The organism is uncultured Dysgonomonas sp. (assembly GCF_900079725.1).
Classification (GTDB): domain Bacteria; phylum Bacteroidota; class Bacteroidia; order Bacteroidales; family Dysgonomonadaceae; genus Dysgonomonas.
In genome coordinates, this window is the sequence record NZ_LT599032.1 from 2,879,655 (window position 1) to 2,894,184 (window position 14,530).

Annotated in this window: 19 protein-coding genes and 1 pseudogene; 9 read left to right on the plus strand and 11 right to left on the minus strand. The window is 37.3% G+C overall.

Features of this window, described 5'->3' with window-relative positions:
- Window positions 1-5 precede the first annotated feature (5 nt).
- The 5 genes from QZL88_RS12010 to QZL88_RS12030 all read right to left on the minus strand — a co-directional run bounded on the left by QZL88_RS12010 (window position 6) and on the right by QZL88_RS12030 (window position 3,950).
- Window positions 6-278, minus strand: a complete 273-nt coding sequence (locus QZL88_RS12010) for a hypothetical protein (protein WP_288210062.1) — start codon at window positions 276-278, stop codon at window positions 6-8.
- Between the two features lie 556 nt (window positions 279-834).
- Window positions 835-1,830: a fusion protein gene (locus QZL88_RS12015; RefSeq protein WP_296941432.1), complete on the minus strand. Its 996-nt coding sequence runs from the start codon at window positions 1,828-1,830 to the stop codon at window positions 835-837.
- A gap of 19 nt (window positions 1,831-1,849) precedes the next feature.
- Complete coding sequence (locus QZL88_RS12020; protein WP_296941434.1) at window positions 1,850-2,086, minus strand: hypothetical protein; 237 nt, start codon at window positions 2,084-2,086, stop codon at window positions 1,850-1,852.
- A gap of 403 nt (window positions 2,087-2,489) precedes the next feature.
- Window positions 2,490-3,434, minus strand: coding sequence for a GyrI-like domain-containing protein (locus tag QZL88_RS12025; protein WP_296941436.1), 945 nt, complete (start codon window positions 3,432-3,434; stop codon window positions 2,490-2,492).
- Window positions 3,435-3,551: 117 nt separating this feature from the next.
- A complete protein-coding gene (locus tag QZL88_RS12030) occupies window positions 3,552-3,950 on the minus strand; it encodes a hypothetical protein (RefSeq protein ID WP_296941438.1) in 399 nt (132 codons plus the stop codon).
- 225 nt (window positions 3,951-4,175) lie between these two features.
- Here QZL88_RS12030 and QZL88_RS12035 point away from each other — a divergent pair, with 225 nt between their 5' ends.
- Both QZL88_RS12035 and QZL88_RS12040 read left to right on the plus strand, forming a co-directional pair.
- Entirely contained in the window at window positions 4,176-4,487 is a 312-nt protein-coding gene (locus QZL88_RS12035; RefSeq protein WP_296941440.1) for a helix-turn-helix domain-containing protein, read from the plus strand.
- Window positions 4,456-4,752, plus strand: a complete 297-nt coding sequence (locus QZL88_RS12040; protein ID WP_296941442.1) for a helix-turn-helix domain-containing protein — start codon at window positions 4,456-4,458, stop codon at window positions 4,750-4,752. The genes QZL88_RS12035 and QZL88_RS12040 overlap by 32 nt, the downstream gene beginning before the upstream one ends.
- 69 nt (window positions 4,753-4,821) lie before the next feature.
- Here QZL88_RS12040 and QZL88_RS12045 read toward each other — a convergent pair whose 3' ends face one another.
- From QZL88_RS12045 to QZL88_RS12055, 3 genes and pseudogenes are all read right to left on the minus strand, one after another.
- Window positions 4,822-5,178, minus strand: a complete 357-nt coding sequence (locus QZL88_RS12045; RefSeq protein ID WP_296941444.1) for a hypothetical protein — start codon at window positions 5,176-5,178, stop codon at window positions 4,822-4,824.
- A gap of 2 nt (window positions 5,179-5,180) precedes the next feature.
- Entirely contained in the window at window positions 5,181-6,395 is a 1,215-nt protein-coding gene (locus QZL88_RS12050) for a site-specific integrase (protein WP_296941446.1), read from the minus strand.
- A 27-nt stretch (window positions 6,396-6,422) separates the two neighbouring features.
- Window positions 6,423-6,617, minus strand: a pseudogene (locus QZL88_RS12055) (tyrosine-type recombinase/integrase); the annotation flags it as partial.
- Between the two features lie 298 nt (window positions 6,618-6,915).
- Here QZL88_RS12055 and QZL88_RS12060 point away from each other — a divergent pair.
- Genes QZL88_RS12060 through QZL88_RS12070 form a run of 3 tightly spaced genes read left to right on the plus strand, consistent with a single transcriptional unit; the run spans window position 6,916 to window position 9,730 of the window.
- The gene (locus tag QZL88_RS12060) at window positions 6,916-8,145 is read left to right on the plus strand and encodes a site-specific integrase (RefSeq protein ID WP_296941448.1); all 1,230 of its coding nucleotides are present in this window, start codon (window positions 6,916-6,918) and stop codon (window positions 8,143-8,145) included.
- An 11-nt stretch (window positions 8,146-8,156) separates the two neighbouring features.
- A complete protein-coding gene (locus QZL88_RS12065) occupies window positions 8,157-9,377 on the plus strand; it encodes a site-specific integrase (protein WP_296941450.1) in 1,221 nt (406 codons plus the stop codon).
- Window positions 9,374-9,730 (plus strand): hypothetical protein, encoded by a 357-nt coding sequence (locus QZL88_RS12070; RefSeq protein WP_296941452.1) that lies wholly within the window; start codon window positions 9,374-9,376, stop codon window positions 9,728-9,730. Before QZL88_RS12065 ends, QZL88_RS12070 begins: the two co-directional genes overlap by 4 nt.
- Window positions 9,731-9,796: 66 nt before the next feature.
- Here QZL88_RS12070 and QZL88_RS12075 read toward each other — a convergent pair whose 3' ends face one another.
- The 3 genes from QZL88_RS12075 to QZL88_RS12085 all read right to left on the minus strand — a co-directional run bounded on the left by QZL88_RS12075 (window position 9,797) and on the right by QZL88_RS12085 (window position 11,137).
- Window positions 9,797-10,414 (minus strand): Type 1 glutamine amidotransferase-like domain-containing protein, encoded by a 618-nt coding sequence (locus QZL88_RS12075; protein WP_296941454.1) that lies wholly within the window; start codon window positions 10,412-10,414, stop codon window positions 9,797-9,799.
- A gap of 146 nt (window positions 10,415-10,560) precedes the next feature.
- The gene (locus QZL88_RS12080; RefSeq protein ID WP_296941456.1) at window positions 10,561-10,857 is read right to left on the minus strand and encodes a helix-turn-helix domain-containing protein; all 297 of its coding nucleotides are present in this window, start codon (window positions 10,855-10,857) and stop codon (window positions 10,561-10,563) included.
- Between the two features lie 4 nt (window positions 10,858-10,861).
- On the minus strand, window positions 10,862-11,137 hold the full coding sequence (locus QZL88_RS12085; RefSeq protein WP_296941458.1) for a helix-turn-helix domain-containing protein: 276 nt from the start codon (window positions 11,135-11,137) through the stop codon (window positions 10,862-10,864).
- Window positions 11,138-11,650: 513 nt separating this feature from the next.
- Here QZL88_RS12085 and QZL88_RS12090 point away from each other — a divergent pair.
- The 4 genes from QZL88_RS12090 (at window position 11,651) to QZL88_RS12105 (ending at window position 14,508) form a co-directional block, all read left to right on the plus strand.
- Entirely contained in the window at window positions 11,651-11,926 is a 276-nt protein-coding gene (locus tag QZL88_RS12090; RefSeq protein WP_296941460.1) for a hypothetical protein, read from the plus strand.
- A 1,021-nt stretch (window positions 11,927-12,947) separates the two neighbouring features.
- The gene (locus QZL88_RS12095; protein WP_296941462.1) at window positions 12,948-13,184 is read left to right on the plus strand and encodes a hypothetical protein; all 237 of its coding nucleotides are present in this window, start codon (window positions 12,948-12,950) and stop codon (window positions 13,182-13,184) included.
- Window positions 13,185-13,203: 19 nt separating this feature from the next.
- Window positions 13,204-14,205: a fusion protein gene (locus QZL88_RS12100; RefSeq protein ID WP_296941464.1), complete on the plus strand. Its 1,002-nt coding sequence runs from the start codon at window positions 13,204-13,206 to the stop codon at window positions 14,203-14,205.
- A gap of 42 nt (window positions 14,206-14,247) precedes the next feature.
- Entirely contained in the window at window positions 14,248-14,508 is a 261-nt protein-coding gene (locus tag QZL88_RS12105) for a hypothetical protein (RefSeq protein ID WP_296941466.1), read from the plus strand.
- Window positions 14,509-14,530: the final 22 nt, after the last annotated feature.

Here is a 14,530-nt window from a genome sequence, read left to right on the forward strand (position 1 = left end):
TCTGTTTAATAATTTTCGTCTATATATTTATCCATTTTCTTATACAGAGTTGGATACTGTCGTTTTATACTCTCCAACATTTTGAGATACATTTGGTAGATTTCATCATCATCCACTTCTTCACCGTTATTTTCTTTAGCTTCATATTCGCCAAATAATTTTATATATTCTTTTTGCTCAAAGTAATCAGCAACGTACAAAGAATATTCTGCCATTGAAGTGTTGTCGTATAGTAATCCTTTCAAGAAATTATTGAATGATATTTTCTTTTTTGTCATTTTCTTCGGGTTTTATAAGGCAGGTATGTTCTGCCCTTGTGAGTAACTTTTACTTCTCGGAATCTATGCTAGTGAAAATAAAAATCGAGGGCTTGTAAGGTCTATTATATATATCAGTTTTGCTTTTTAGTTTTCGATTTAAGACCTCGACTTTTATAGCATCATGGGGTAACTTATTTGTTCTATCGATTGAATACAATGCACTTAACTCAATATTGACTTCATAAACTTTGCCATTGTAGTTTATTTGTTCGGGAAGATTTGCTCTTTTAAATATTTTCATCTTTTAGTGTGGTTATATGTTCTTTGGATATATTTATTCCATAATTTTGAGCATCCATTTTTAATGATCGTGCTACTAGAGGGTAATTAGTGTCAATCCAATCAAATTCATCAACAAAATTGTATTTGTCATCTATTCCCATTGCTGTCTCATTGGTCACTAACACACCTTTAGGGATTGTTATTTTGCCGTAATTTCTAAAATCAATGGAAACAGGATTGGCTGTTACTTTTCTATTCTTTGTTATTATATTCTACCTTTTGTTTAAAATGATTAATTCAATCCGAAATAGTACGCTAAACGTTGCTCCTGCGATTTTGAGAATATCCATCCTGCTAACTTTTTGCCATTGAAGGTCAATCGGCTGTTGAATTTTCCTCCCATTGCTTTGAGTTCGTCTTTGATGGCTCTTGTTTCTCCGAATACTGCTACGGCTTTGGCTGAGTAGTCTACGAGTGTACAATTGGCTTTGCTTATGCCGTTGTTGTCGCTTGGTGGTGGTACATCATCATTTTTCTTGATACGGATATTATCTTCATCTCCTGCGGTGTAAGCAAATTCTTTGATTGTACTTTCTCTTTGGTAGATGGGATATTTCTCTATTATCCATCCGCTATATTTGCTTTCTCCTAAATAATACCCTGCCCCCATTGAGTATTTCTCCCGATGTTCGTAATCTGCATTGTATTCTGCTAAATAGGTTGTTCCCTCGAAGTTGGATGCGTGTTTTCGCATTTCAGAAAAGATATCTCTTTTGTGAGTAGAAAAGCCTAGAATAACAGTTCGTGTTGTTCTTGATGCAAAGTAGTCGGTTTGGCTGTCGCTCTCGTCTTGTTTGAGTCGTGCCACAATAACTGCTTGTGCGTTTTCGGGGAGTATCTCGGCAAAACGTTTGCTTCCGATTGCTTTTACTTCCTCCACTCGGATGCGTTCTTTTTCTTCCTCGTCCGCTTCTGCATTGGCTTTGGTTTGTGCTTCTTGCAAAAGGATTGCTACTTCAAAGCTGTCTATAAATTGAGGGTTGTCGCTGTCGTAATAGAACCCAATGCCGAATTTTTCTTTCAATGGTCGAATAATGTCGGCTATATGAAAATCCTTTGTCGTTAGGTTTATCAACTTGTAAGTGATACCCCATTGATTTTTTGTAATATCATACACTACATAGCTGTGATAGCTGTACCCCTCCATTTGGATAACTTGGTTAACCTCTACCACTTGCACGGCTCTGTCTATTTCTTTGTTTGCACCTAATAAAAATATTTTGCTCATAATTTTTGCGTTTTAATGTTTATAAATAAGTCAGCATGAGATAAATAAGAGTGATTGTAGCACCCAACATCAGTAAGCAGGAGAGAATACCCCGAATCACATCATAGAAGAGATACAAGCCCACCAAAGCCCAAATAAACCCTGCTCCCCATAAGGAATAAACCACGATAATTAAGACTATTTTCAAAACCCAACCTATGCTAATTGGAAGGTAGGTGGATCGCTGTTTCCTATTTTTTTCTGCCGTTTGTTTCATAATTTCTGACCTTTTTTTTAACGCTATGCCGTATCGGAGCCGGTGAGGAGTATTCGAGTTTCAGAAGCTTAAAAAAGGATAGTGTTTAGCTGTGCAAGGTTTTGACGAATAAATACGCTCGCCCGGATAGAACCAAAGAAGGGAAAGAGGAAGATTTTTCGACAAACCCTTTAGGGCTTGACCTTGCGGCAGCGTGAAAAACACGGAAATACCTTTGCGACTGAAATCGAAAACTCATTAGGCTCTGATGTCATTTCGCTTAATGGGGAAGAAATTATGAAACAGGTAGAAAAAATCTTGTTTACTCTTTCTTGAAGCTATCTAAAGAGTATAACCTTAATATTATAGATGCAGAAAAGCCTGCATCTTTAGACACAGGCTTATAAATTAAGAAAATGGGATATTACAAAGGTTTCACGGGAATACAGATATCAACAATAAATCTATGTTCGATATCTTCGCTGTAGTTATTGTGATAATATTCGTAAGTAGGATTATCTGCCGGCTGATAGCCACTCTCTGTTAACCAAGAGCACATGGTGTTCCATGCTTCCTCAAACTCGGTTTCTTTAATTTCAAAGTGACCAACTGCATACTTTCCAGAAGGGATAGTAGATTTGCCAATCTCACCCTCTACTTTAACATCCTCTTTGACAATAATACTGGCATCTTGACGTACTTTCTCGATGGCTGTAATTGATGGATCGTCACGATAGACTGTTACCGTTTTGGTTTCCGGTGTCACAAGTCCACGAGGGACTGCCCAACGGAAAAGTTTTTCGTATGCCTGTCCAATCATGTTAAATGCACCCATGTGACGACAGTAGATCAGATTCAATTCGGGCATTTGTTTAATTTCAATTTTCGTGTTCATAATAATTATTTGATTAAATTCGACACTGCAAAATTGATCATTTACTTGTTGTGGATGTTTGCCGATCTTGCTTACTGCTTTGCAATTCTTGCTATATCTGACACCATTCTTTGTATATATTGCTTTCTCCTGTTCTCTAAATTCCTTGGTCGTTAATCCAAAATAAGTTTTGAATGCTCTACTGAATGAAGAAGCATTGATAAAACCACATTGAAAAGCAATATCACTAACAGTAGATTTCAGGTTGTCGGTGAGTAGTTGAGCGGCTTTTTCTAGCCTGATACGTGAAACAAAATTATTAGGGGTTTCGCCTACCATTGCTGTAAATATTCTATGAAAGTGATAAGGCGAAAACGAAGCTACTTGAGCCATGACCGCCAAATCGATCTGCTGTTCAATATTTTGTCCAATATAATCCATCACACGATTAATCCGTGCTGTATATTCCTGTTTACTAAGTTCTTTTGAATCCATCAGGCTAAATTATTCAAAAAATAAAGAATGTAATTCACCTATCTTGCTTTATTGTATAATATCCATCTGTAGAAGTTGAAATATGTTTGACTAACTCCAAAATAGAACACTATCTTTTTATAATTTACTTGTATCCAAGTCTTTTTGACTTTTGGATCTACCCCATAATTCAGACGGAGTTAAGGAGGTTTCAATTAATTCTACGGGTACTCCTCCATTATTGATAATGGCTACACGATAGTTTGGAATAGGTTCGTAAGGACCTAGTAGAATCTCGTAACCATCTGTAGCCTCTTTCAAATTATCTACTTGTATAGCTACATGAGGCAAACTTTTTATTAAAGGATGTAAGGGACTATCATCTGTGAAACGGTGATATTGTATTCTGAAATCGCCTTCTACATCTGATGTGTACATCCCAAAAGCTTCACTGAATTTTTCATTGGGGCGTACCTCGGTAGTAGGGATACCCATATGATGATAGCGATATTCTCTATCAAATTTATTCATAGCCATAATATTGTTTTTTTGTAAAGATAGAAAATTTCTCTAATAGCAGTTTTCCCATAGTTTAAATGACAAAGTTATATTTTGCTGATCGAGAAAACTCAAAATTCTGTTTTAGGTATAGACAAGTACAGCCTAAAGCTACCAGTCTGTAGATTAATGATGTGTGCTATTTTTTAATGACTTATATTTGCTACCCCCGTAATCATAGTATAAACAAAAAAGAAAATTACTATGGAGATAATGTATATTGAAGCCCAAACATTCGAAGCACTGATGCAAGGTTTTGAAGGATTTGTTCGAAAGGTAGACCAGTTATGTGAAAGGCATATAGGTAAAGAATTGAATGAGTGGCTGGATAATCAGGATGTATGCTTAATTTTGGATATAAGCCCCCGTGCATTGCAGACCTTGCGAGATACGGGTAAGTTGGCATACACCCAGATAGACCGAAAGGTATATTACAAACCAAAAGATGTGGAGAAACTTATTGCGAACTTAAAAAAGCAAAAAAATGAACAGCGAGGTTATAACAAGAGGCAATGAGCGGATAAAAACATTGCTAGGTTCACTCGACAAGGTGTTGGTCAAACTGGAAAATATATTGACAAACTATAAGCCGACATTGAACGGAGAGCGATTTCTGACTGATGTACAAGTTTCGGAACGATTAAAGGTAAGCCGACGGACATTACAACAATACCGAAGCGAAGGAAGAATCCCATATTTTAGATTTGGAGGAAAATCTCTGTATCGGGAGTCCGATATACAGAAAATATTGGAAAAAAATTATTGTGAGGAATGGGAATAATTCTAAAGCTATTTATCTTACAATGTTTAATCAAATTCCCCGAAATCAAATGATTTCGGGGAATCTTTTTTAGTTCAGCACCGCATTCTGCATTGGCAATATGAGAGTCGTTGTTACGCTGTTTCTGGCTGTCTTTTTGATTACCCACTTGCGAAATACATCCGCTTTGAAGGACTGCACCCTAAAAGCAGTAGCTATGACCATATCCAATCCATAATAAGAAGGATAGATATTCTTTCCATCAACTATGCAAGATGATGAATCATCACCACTTGCAATACCCGATTTTTCAATAGTACGAACCTCTCTTTTTACAGTTTGAAGGAAAATACCAAATAGTTCGGCTATCTCGGCAATAGTCATGCTGGTTTCGCTTGGAATAGTTATATTTCCATTATCGGAGATTGTTATTTTTGTTTGACTCATAATTAAACAATTTGATTTTCTTTGTTTTGCATTATTTTTCTTCGTTTCATAAGTTTATCCATATCCTTCGATATTTTCTGTTCTGTGATTTGGGCATACACTTGTGTAGTGCTAATGTTAGCGTGCCCCATCATTTTGGCTACACTCTCAATGGATAATCCTGCTGAAATCGCCAGAGTTCCGAAACTGTGGCGAGAGCAATGGTACGACAAATTCTCTTTCAATCCCGTAGTAATCCCGATTTGATTAATGTCATACCAGATCTTATCTCGAATAGGTAAAGGGAATACAGGACTGCTATCATCAGTGGTATTGTAAAGCATTAGTATCTGCTCGGCTATTGGATGAAGGGGGATGAATGCCTCTACATTGGTTTTTACCCTACGCTTTCGGATATAGAGCCTGCCTGCTGCCGTTTTTCCTATATGCTGAGGATAAAGGCGATGCATATCCACATAGGCAAGCCCCGTCAGTGACGAAAAAATAAAAGCCCTACGCACTAACTCCAAACGTTCATCCGGCATTGGGTTCTCCATAATACATTTCAAATCGGATTTGTTTATATGCCGATGCTTGGGAGGATCTTTCTTTTCGTATCTCACATCTTCCAATGGATTACTTCTCAATACTTCTTGGTCAATAGCAATATAAATAAGTCGGTTCAGCCAAGTTAAAGCTCGGTTTATATACGAATTCTTTCGATCATGTACTGTTCTCAGATATAGCTTGAATGATTCTGCGAACTCTTCTCTTATAGCTGCAAAGGCGATATCTTTCATCCCTTTGGAATAGATATATTCTTGCAGATTTCCTTGCATAAGTCTGGACTCTCTATAACTTGACCTTGAGTCTATCTCTATCGAACGAAGCCGTAAACGTTCTAATTCCACTTTCCCTGCTTCAAGTAAAGAAGTCGGAATGGAATTTATACCAACTATGGTATTTTTCAAAAGCTCACTACTGATAGCTCCCTGCTCTCCCAAAATATGCTCGTAGGTGTGTTCTATCCGTTGGCGAAAGGCTTTCAATTGATTACTGATTCGCTCGTTTTTGATACCTCCTTTTTTAGCATCCCAATTTTCTGCTTGACAGTAGATACTGGTTGTAACAACAATCGGTTTTCCATCGATACTGATTCGACAAAGAATCGCTGTCGTTCCGTCTGCCCTTACTTTGTTTTTGTTGATATAGAATAATATTTTGAATGTACTACGCATGATTATTTTTATTTATTGGGTTTATAATTAAAGAACTAATTTGAAATCAGAGGTTGCTTCAATAAGCTTATCCATGTCTTCAAATAGCTTCTTGGGAGTGACACGGGCATAAACCTGTGTCATCTGAATATTACCGTGTCCTAGCATTTTGCTGATTGTTTCAATAGGTACTCCCTCTTCGAGCGTAATCAGACTTGCAAATGAGTGGCGCCCTGTGTGAAAAAAACACAAGAAAAGGCATATATGCAAATCGCAATACTTCAATAGGTAACAGGCTTGAAATTAGCCAATTTGCTTAGATTTAGGAAGTTTGTAAAATTTGAATCTAAGCAAATCTTAGACATACTTCAGTTACTAAGTCGTTAACCACTCAGTTACCAAATGAAAACAGGTAACAAGATGCGGATAAACAGACTTCTTATATTCTGATTTGCTTATAATTACGCACTAAAGAGCACTTATATAACCAGTAACTTTGCCGTTGCAAAACAACGGCAAAGGACAATAAAAATATAAGTGTATGAAAACAGAAAAATTCAAGGTATTGCTCTACCTCAAAAAGAGTAGTCCTGACAAATCGGGTAAAACACCGATTATGGGACGTATTACTGTCGGCAAGTCGATGGTACAATTCAGTTGTAAACTTTCCTGTACATTTTCTCTATGGAACCCGCGTGAAAGTCGTTTGAATGGAAAAAGTAAAGAAGCCATAACGACCAACGCCCAGTTGGATAAGTTGATGCTTTCCATCAATGAAGCCTACGACACGCTCATTGATCGTAAACAACCCTTCGATGCCCAAGCCATCAAGAACTTATTTCAAGGAGCAATGTCCGCACAAACGACCTTGCTACAACAATTCGATAAACATATCGAAAGCGTTAAAGAACGTATTGGCGTTGATCGTTCCCCAAGAACACTTCCCAATCATCTCTATACCAAACGAGTTGTAGCCGAATTTATCAAGGAAAAGTTTAATGCTTCCGATCTGGCTTTCGGTCAGTTAAGCGAACAGTTTATCCGAGACTTCCAATCTTTTGTATTGGAGGATAAAGGACTTGCACTTGATACCTTACGACACTATCTGGCAATCCTAAAGAAAGTTTGCAAGATAGCTTTCAAAGAGGGTAACTCGGATAAAAACTATTTTGCTTATTACAAGCTACCTAAACAAAAAGAAAGTACCCCTAAAACCCTCAGTCGGGAAGATTTTGAAAAAATTCGGGATTTAGAAATTCCCGAACGTCGCCGATCTCATATTATCACACGTGATATGTTTCTGTTTTCCTGCTATACCGGGACTGCTTACATAGATACGGTGTCTGTAACCAAAGATGATCTTTCAACGGATGATGATGGAGCATGGTGGCTCAAATACAAGCGGGGCAAAAACGGCCAACTTGCCCGTATTAAATTGTTACCAGAATCCATTGCTCTGATTGAAAAGTATCGGGATGATAGCAGGGAGACTCTTTTTCCAATGATACACAACGGTACGATTAAAAGAAATATGCAAGGCATACGGATTCTTGCAGATGTAAAAGGGTGTCTCCACTACCACATGAGCCGTCATTCGTTTGCCAGTCTGATTACGCTCGAAGCAGGCGTACCTATCGAAACGGTGTCGAAGATGCTCGGTCACAGCGACATAAAAACAACTCAAATCTATGCCCGTGTGACTCCTAAGAAACTCTTTGAGGATATGGATAGGTATGTTGAAACAACAAAAGATTTAGTATTAACCCTATAACATTAATGATCATGCGAAGTACATTTAAAATATTATTCTATATCAACCGCAGTAAAATAAAATCCGACGGCACTACTCCTATTCTGTGCCGCATTACAGTTGATAATAAGCAGACAGTTCTGGCAACAGGGATCTATTGTGAGCCGAACGATTGGAACAGCAAAAAAGGAAAAGTGCGGGATGGAGCGACCAATCATAAGTTGGATAAACTTCGGGAACGTATCGAACAGACCTATGAAGAGACACTTAAAGAACAAGGTGTTATCAGTGCAGAATTACTCAAAAATATAATTTTAGGAGTAAATACTGTATCCTCCTCTCTTTTACAGGCAGGTGAAGTGGAGCGTGAACGACTAAGAAAACGCTCACTGGAGATTAATTCAACATCCACCTACCGACAATCAAAAACAACCCAGAGCAATCTGCGTGATTTTGTTCTTTCACGGGGGATGGATGATATTGCCTTTTCTGATATTACGGAAGAGTTTGGGGAATTGTTCAAAAGCTTTTTGAAAAAGGATTTAGGCTATGCGACAACCCATGTGAATCATTGTCTATGCTGGCTAAACAGGCTGGTTTATATTGCTGTCGATCAGGAAGTATTAAGAAGTAGTCCAATTGAAGATGTGGAGTATGAGAAGAAATTACCTCCTAAATTACGGCATATTACCCGAAATGAGTTGAAAAAGATCATGGAGACCCCAATGCCCTATGAACGGCAAGAGCTGGCTCGCAGAGCGTTTATCTTTTCAGTATTTACCGGACTTGCTTTTGTTGATGTGCATAACCTTTATCCTCAAAATATTGGTAAAACAGCGGAAGGTAGATTATATATCCGAAGCATCAGAACTAAAACAAAGGTTGAAGCATTTATTCCATTGCATCCGATAGCAGAACAAATCTTGATGCTTTACAATACAACTGACAATACCGCTCCTATTTTCCCATTACCGAGTCGGGATCAGGTTTGGTTTGAAGTTCATGAGATAGGCTTTGCTTTAGGCATCAAGGAGAATCTCAGCTACCATATGAGCCGACATTCGTTCGGAACACTTATGCTCTCGGCTGGTATTCCGATTGAGAGCATTAGCAAAATGATGGGACATACCAATATTTCGAGTACACAAATTTACTCGAAAGTGACTGACGATAAGATATCGGAAGATATGGACAAACTAATGGAACGAAGAAAAGCAATTAGTAATAAAACACCTCAACCCATAGAGTTATGAAAGATACAAAAATAAAAATCAGCGATAACGGAACTGTACATATTCCAAGAAATGTAAAAATGAGTATTGTAGAGATTGCTGAACTTTTTGAAATCTTCTATCAAACAGCAAAGAAGAATATTCGTTCTGTTGAAGCATTGGGCATTTGTACAGGGGATCAGTCGATGAGTGGAACAGTCGAAGGAGCAAAGATCGTCTCTGATTATTACGGTTTGGATATGATAATCGCTATCGCTTTTCGGGTGCAATCAGTCAAAACGAATATTTTTCGTAAACGGATCATTGATAAATCTATCAAACTGGAAGTAGTAACAATGCCTCTATTATCGATGCAAAATGCAATGCTCAACTAATACTGAACTGAACGTCATAAGTTATCAAACCAGGCTTCGGGTTTATACCGAAGCCTGGTTTATTTATCATTTACTTTCTACTCTCACATCATTTCCATTAACTAATATTGCCTGAGAATTGCTTATCGGGTATAAGTCTAGTTCAGAACTGTATTTTGATATCATTTTTTCAACAGCCTTTGCAAAAGGGAAGTTGGTGTGATGAGGTATCGGATAGAAGTCAATTACATTTAAGGCTGAATACGTACCCAAATTAGGAACTACTTTATGGTCATCCATTTCTTTCACATACTCTATATTGGGAGAAACAATCATAGAGCCGGCAGACTCTCCAATATATAATTTCCCAAGATCTATTTGCTCAATTATTATTTTATCTGCACCAGTCTTTCTTAGTTCTTCTAACAAAAAGAAAGTATTTCCTCCTGATATATAAATATAATCATTCTGCTGTAACTTGCTGACTATTTCCGAAGTTGTTGCTTGGGTCAACTCTAGCTCATCGACAATTAGCCCCATTTTCTGAAAAGCCTTTTTAGCCGAGCCTACATAGAATTTAACTTTTTCAGGGATACTGGCTGTTGGTATAAAAGTTATAGTCTTCCCTTCCAGGTCTTCCTGTACAAAGTTCATAAACATATCAGCCACATCCTTGAATGACGATGATAAAAATAGTTTTCTCATTTTAGTTTTAAATAATTTATCTGTAAAACAAAGATATTATATAGATATGACAACTGTATGTCAGTAACTTCTTAAAACGATGAAAAAATATTTTCTTCAAGATTTATTCGAAGCTTGATCTATATTCTCTGCTTGTATGCAGAGCATTATTTCAGTTCTTGAACATAGTTTCTATCCAATATCTTCTGAATATCGGATTCCCTATACAGCGTTTTACCTCCAAATTGAAAATAAGGAATTTTACCTTCTGTACGATAGAGTTGTAATGTTCTTCTACTTATTTTTAACTTTTTGGACATCTCTGTATCAGTCAAAAATCGTTCTCCGAAGAGCGATGGCTTGTTAGAGGTCAGGACAATTTCAATCCTATCCAACATCTTGTCGAGCAAAGTAAAAAACTTCTTTACTCGTTCGTTCCGCTTCGTTAAAATGTCATTATCCATTTTGTTACAATTCTAATTCGTGAATAAGTTTTCTTACATCTTTGACTCTATAATAGAGTTTCCGGCTAATCTTGGTATAGGGCAACATACCATTATCACGATAACCTTGAAGGGTGCACTTAGATATATTAAGCATCTGGCACACATCCTGATTATCTAACCAATCTTCAAGTCCTTTACTGGTATGTCTCTCACATAGCTTATTCACTTTATGAGCGAATAGCTCAAACTGCATCATCATTGCCTCGAATGTTCGGGCTTCAATATATATTATCTCCATAGTAATTTACTTTTTTGTTCATACTATGATTACGGGGAGAGCAAATATAAGTCATTAAGTTATAGTACATGTAATTAATTTACAGGCTGGTAGCTTTAGTCTGTACTTGTCTATGCTTAAAAGAGTATTTTAATTTTAGAGGTAGCTAAGGGTATCAGTCTGCAACGAAACTATCTAGGGAGAAACGACGATACTAAAAAACGTAGAATTCTAGTCTGTTTTCAGGATTTTGATAACACAAAAGATGTACGAAACAGACGACTACGAGGTGGTAGTAGAAGTATATTAACAGAACTTGTTAAGTATGGAATCTTACTAGAAGGCACTTAATAATAGATAATACGATAACGAAGTATAGACTTTCCCGTTGGATATTAATGCATAGTAGCGATGTTGTTTATAGCTCTAAAGGATTTCAGTCGTACGTCCTGTAAATTTAAGTTACGTAATTTGGGGTAGGTCGTATTTTTACATACATTTGTGAATATTCAACAACCACTAAAAGCAGTACTTATGGACGAGAAATTACAGGAGAATCTTATTCATTTTATAAAAGGTTTGCAACATTATGACTTTCAAGGTATAAATAACATACATGATATCAAAAGGTTGTGCCTAGTTATAGCTAGTTATCATAAGCAGGACGAAGTTTTATCTATAGGAGACTATATAACCTTAATATCGAACAACATAGAGTTTGATATCAGTGATATAGAAATGAAAAATTTAGCTATAGATATGCATGAAAAAATAAATTTTGGCGATCAAGTACTAAAATATACTAAGTGAGAAAAGGATGCTTTAATCGGCATCCTTTTCGTCTAGCATATCATCCACGAATGCGCCCAGCTTCACGGATATTTCACCCTTTAGCATCTTTCGTATCATACGAAAAAATGGTGCTTCTGGGTAGATAATAATTGAATAGGCATAGACCAAAATTCGCAAACTACCATCCAGACCACCACGACCTCAATGTATATAAACCTATCATTGAGTATCACTATTCAATAAAGAATACCAGCCAAATGCTAGACCCATATAAAAGTATTTTAAAGAAGTGACATGCCCTAACTTCGATAATGAGAATTTGTGTTTTGTCGAAATAGATATGATAGTACCGAAAAGTCACCCAGCATTATTGCCGTAAGTACTACGACAAAAGCGAACTATTCCGGAATAGTATATCAGTAAAGAACGTAACACGAGGGATAAGTCAATTGTATATATTAACTCCACGAGCAGCCTAATAAAGCTAAAATATTAGGGAATAAAAGCATCTGTATAAAATTATTATTTCGATCATCTTTTCTGACTAGGTACACGTATCCTTGCGCCTAGCGGACTAGCCTTTGTCCTGTCGTTGCTCCTTCGCCACAATGGTGTCCTGGCTTTGAATGCGGATAAAGGTTTTTACAACCATGAAAATTATCTTAAAAGATGAATTAGATCGAATACTTACAGTGTTTCACATTTTGGACTCTTTCTATAGCTTCACGAAAGAGTAAACGGGATTTTTTCTACCTGTTTCATAATTTCTTCCCCTTTAAGCGAAATGACATCAGAGCCTAATGAGTATTCGATTTCAGTCGCAAAGGTATTTCCGTGTTCTTCACGCTGACAGCAAGGTCAAGCCCTAAAGGGTTTGGCGAAAAATCTTCCTCTTTCCCTTCTCTGTATCTATTCGGGCGAGCGTATTTATTCCTCAAAACCTTGCACAGCTAAACACTACCCTTTTTTAAGCTTCTGAAACTCGAATACTCCTCACCGGCTCCGATACGGCATAGCGTTAAAAAAAAGGTCAGAAATTATGAAACAAACGGCAGAAAAAAATAGGAAACAGCGAACCACCTACCTTCCAATTAGCATAGGTTGGGTTTTGAAAATAGTCTTAATTATCGTGGGGTACTCCTTATGGGGAACTGGGTTTATTTGGGCTTTGGTGGGCTTGTATCTCTTCTATGATGTGATTCGGGGTATTCTTTCGTGCCTGCTGATGTTGGGTGCTGTAATCACTCTTATTTATCTCATGCTGACTTATTTATAATCCTTTAAAATTTAGAATTATGAGCAAAGTATTTTTATTAGGTGCAAACAAGGAAATAGACAGAGCAGTGCAAGTGGTAGAAATCAATCAAGTCATCCAAATGGAGGGGTATAGCTATCACAGATATGTAGTGTACGACATTACAAAAAATCAATGGGGTATCACATACAAATTGATAAACCTAACCACAAAAGATTTTCATACTGCTGACATCATTCGCCCATTAAAAGAAAAGTTTGGCATTGGGTTCTATTACGACAGCGATAACCCTCAATTTATGGACAGCTTTGAAGTAGCAATATTACTCCAAGAAGCACAAGCCAAAGCCACAGCAGAAGCAGACGAGGAAGAAAAAGAACGCATACGGATGGAGGAGGTCAAAGCAATCGGGAGCAAACGTTTTGCCGAGATACTTCCCGAAAATGCTTTGGGCGTTATCGTGGCACGGCTGAAACAAGACGAGAGCGACAGTCAAACCGATTATTTCGCATCAAGAACGACACGGACTGTCATTTTAGGCTTTTCTACTCACAAAAGAGACATCTTTTCCGAAATGCGGAAACACGCATCCAACTTCCAAGAAACAGCCTATTTAGCGGAGTACAATGCAGATTATGAACATCGGGAGAAATACTCTATGGGTGCAGGGTACTATTTAGGCGAAAGCAAATATAGCGGATGGATAATAGAAAAAGTATCCATGTACAGCCGTGAGAGTATGATAAAGGAGTTTGCCTATACCGCAGGGTGTGAAGATAACATCCGCATCAAGAAGAATGATGATACACCACCAACGCCCCCAAGTGACAAGAACGGCACAAGCAAGAACGGTTGCACGGTAGTAGAGTATTCAGCCAAAGCCGTTGCCATATTCGGAGAAACAAGAGCCATCAAAGACGAACTCAAAGCAATGGGAGGAAAATTTAACAACCGACTGACTTTTAACGGAAAAAGGTTGGCAGGATGGATATTTTCAAAATCGCAGGAGCAACGCTTAGCATACTATTTCGGACTAGATTGAATCATTGTAAGTAAAAAGTATAAATGCAAAATATAAGATACAATGAAAAAGAATAGAAAAGTAACAGCCAATTCTGTAACCGTCGATTTCAGAAATTATGGCAAAATAACAATCCCTAAAGGTGTTTTAGTGACCAATGAGACGGCAATGGGAATAGATGACAGATACAATTTTGTAGACGAATTTGATTGGATTGATACCAACTACCCCCAAGTAGTACTATCATTAAAAATGGATGCTCAAAACTATGGAATAAATATACCTAAAGAGCATATAATTACACAAGAAGGTGAAACTATTTAAAGGAGCAATCCTCCACAAATCC

Bases quoted from the DNA above. Each gene is read 5' to 3' on its own strand.
- QZL88_RS12035 (WP_296941440.1), top strand. From the start codon at position 4,176: ATGGAGATAATGTATATTGAAGCCCAAACATTCGAAGCACTGATGCAA.
- QZL88_RS12040 (WP_296941442.1), top strand. From the start codon at position 4,456: ATGAACAGCGAGGTTATAACAAGAGGCAATGAGCGGATAAAAACATTG.
- QZL88_RS12090 (WP_296941460.1), top strand. From the start codon at position 11,651: ATGGACGAGAAATTACAGGAGAATCTTATTCATTTTATAAAAGGTTTG.
- QZL88_RS12010 (WP_288210062.1), bottom strand. From the start codon at position 278: ATGACAAAAAAGAAAATATCATTCAATAATTTCTTGAAAGGATTACTA.
- QZL88_RS12025 (WP_296941436.1), bottom strand. From the start codon at position 3,434: ATGGATTCAAAAGAACTTAGTAAACAGGAATATACAGCACGGATTAAT.
- QZL88_RS12065 (WP_296941450.1), top strand. From the start codon at position 8,157: ATGCGAAGTACATTTAAAATATTATTCTATATCAACCGCAGTAAAATA.
- QZL88_RS12030 (WP_296941438.1), bottom strand. From the start codon at position 3,950: ATGGCTATGAATAAATTTGATAGAGAATATCGCTATCATCATATGGGT.
- QZL88_RS12085 (WP_296941458.1), bottom strand. From the start codon at position 11,137: ATGGAGATAATATATATTGAAGCCCGAACATTCGAGGCAATGATGATG.
- QZL88_RS12105 (WP_296941466.1), top strand. From the start codon at position 14,248: ATGAAAAAGAATAGAAAAGTAACAGCCAATTCTGTAACCGTCGATTTC.
- QZL88_RS12045 (WP_296941444.1), bottom strand. From the start codon at position 5,178: ATGAGTCAAACAAAAATAACAATCTCCGATAATGGAAATATAACTATT.
- QZL88_RS12075 (WP_296941454.1), bottom strand. From the start codon at position 10,414: ATGAGAAAACTATTTTTATCATCGTCATTCAAGGATGTGGCTGATATG.
- QZL88_RS12050 (WP_296941446.1), bottom strand. From the start codon at position 6,395: ATGCGTAGTACATTCAAAATATTATTCTATATCAACAAAAACAAAGTA.
- QZL88_RS12060 (WP_296941448.1), top strand. From the start codon at position 6,916: ATGAAAACAGAAAAATTCAAGGTATTGCTCTACCTCAAAAAGAGTAGT.
- QZL88_RS12080 (WP_296941456.1), bottom strand. From the start codon at position 10,857: ATGGATAATGACATTTTAACGAAGCGGAACGAACGAGTAAAGAAGTTT.
- QZL88_RS12100 (WP_296941464.1), top strand. From the start codon at position 13,204: ATGAGCAAAGTATTTTTATTAGGTGCAAACAAGGAAATAGACAGAGCA.
- QZL88_RS12070 (WP_296941452.1), top strand. From the start codon at position 9,374: ATGAAAGATACAAAAATAAAAATCAGCGATAACGGAACTGTACATATT.
- QZL88_RS12095 (WP_296941462.1), top strand. From the start codon at position 12,948: ATGAAACAAACGGCAGAAAAAAATAGGAAACAGCGAACCACCTACCTT.
- QZL88_RS12015 (WP_296941432.1), bottom strand. From the start codon at position 1,830: ATGAGCAAAATATTTTTATTAGGTGCAAACAAAGAAATAGACAGAGCC.
- QZL88_RS12020 (WP_296941434.1), bottom strand. From the start codon at position 2,086: ATGAAACAAACGGCAGAAAAAAATAGGAAACAGCGATCCACCTACCTT.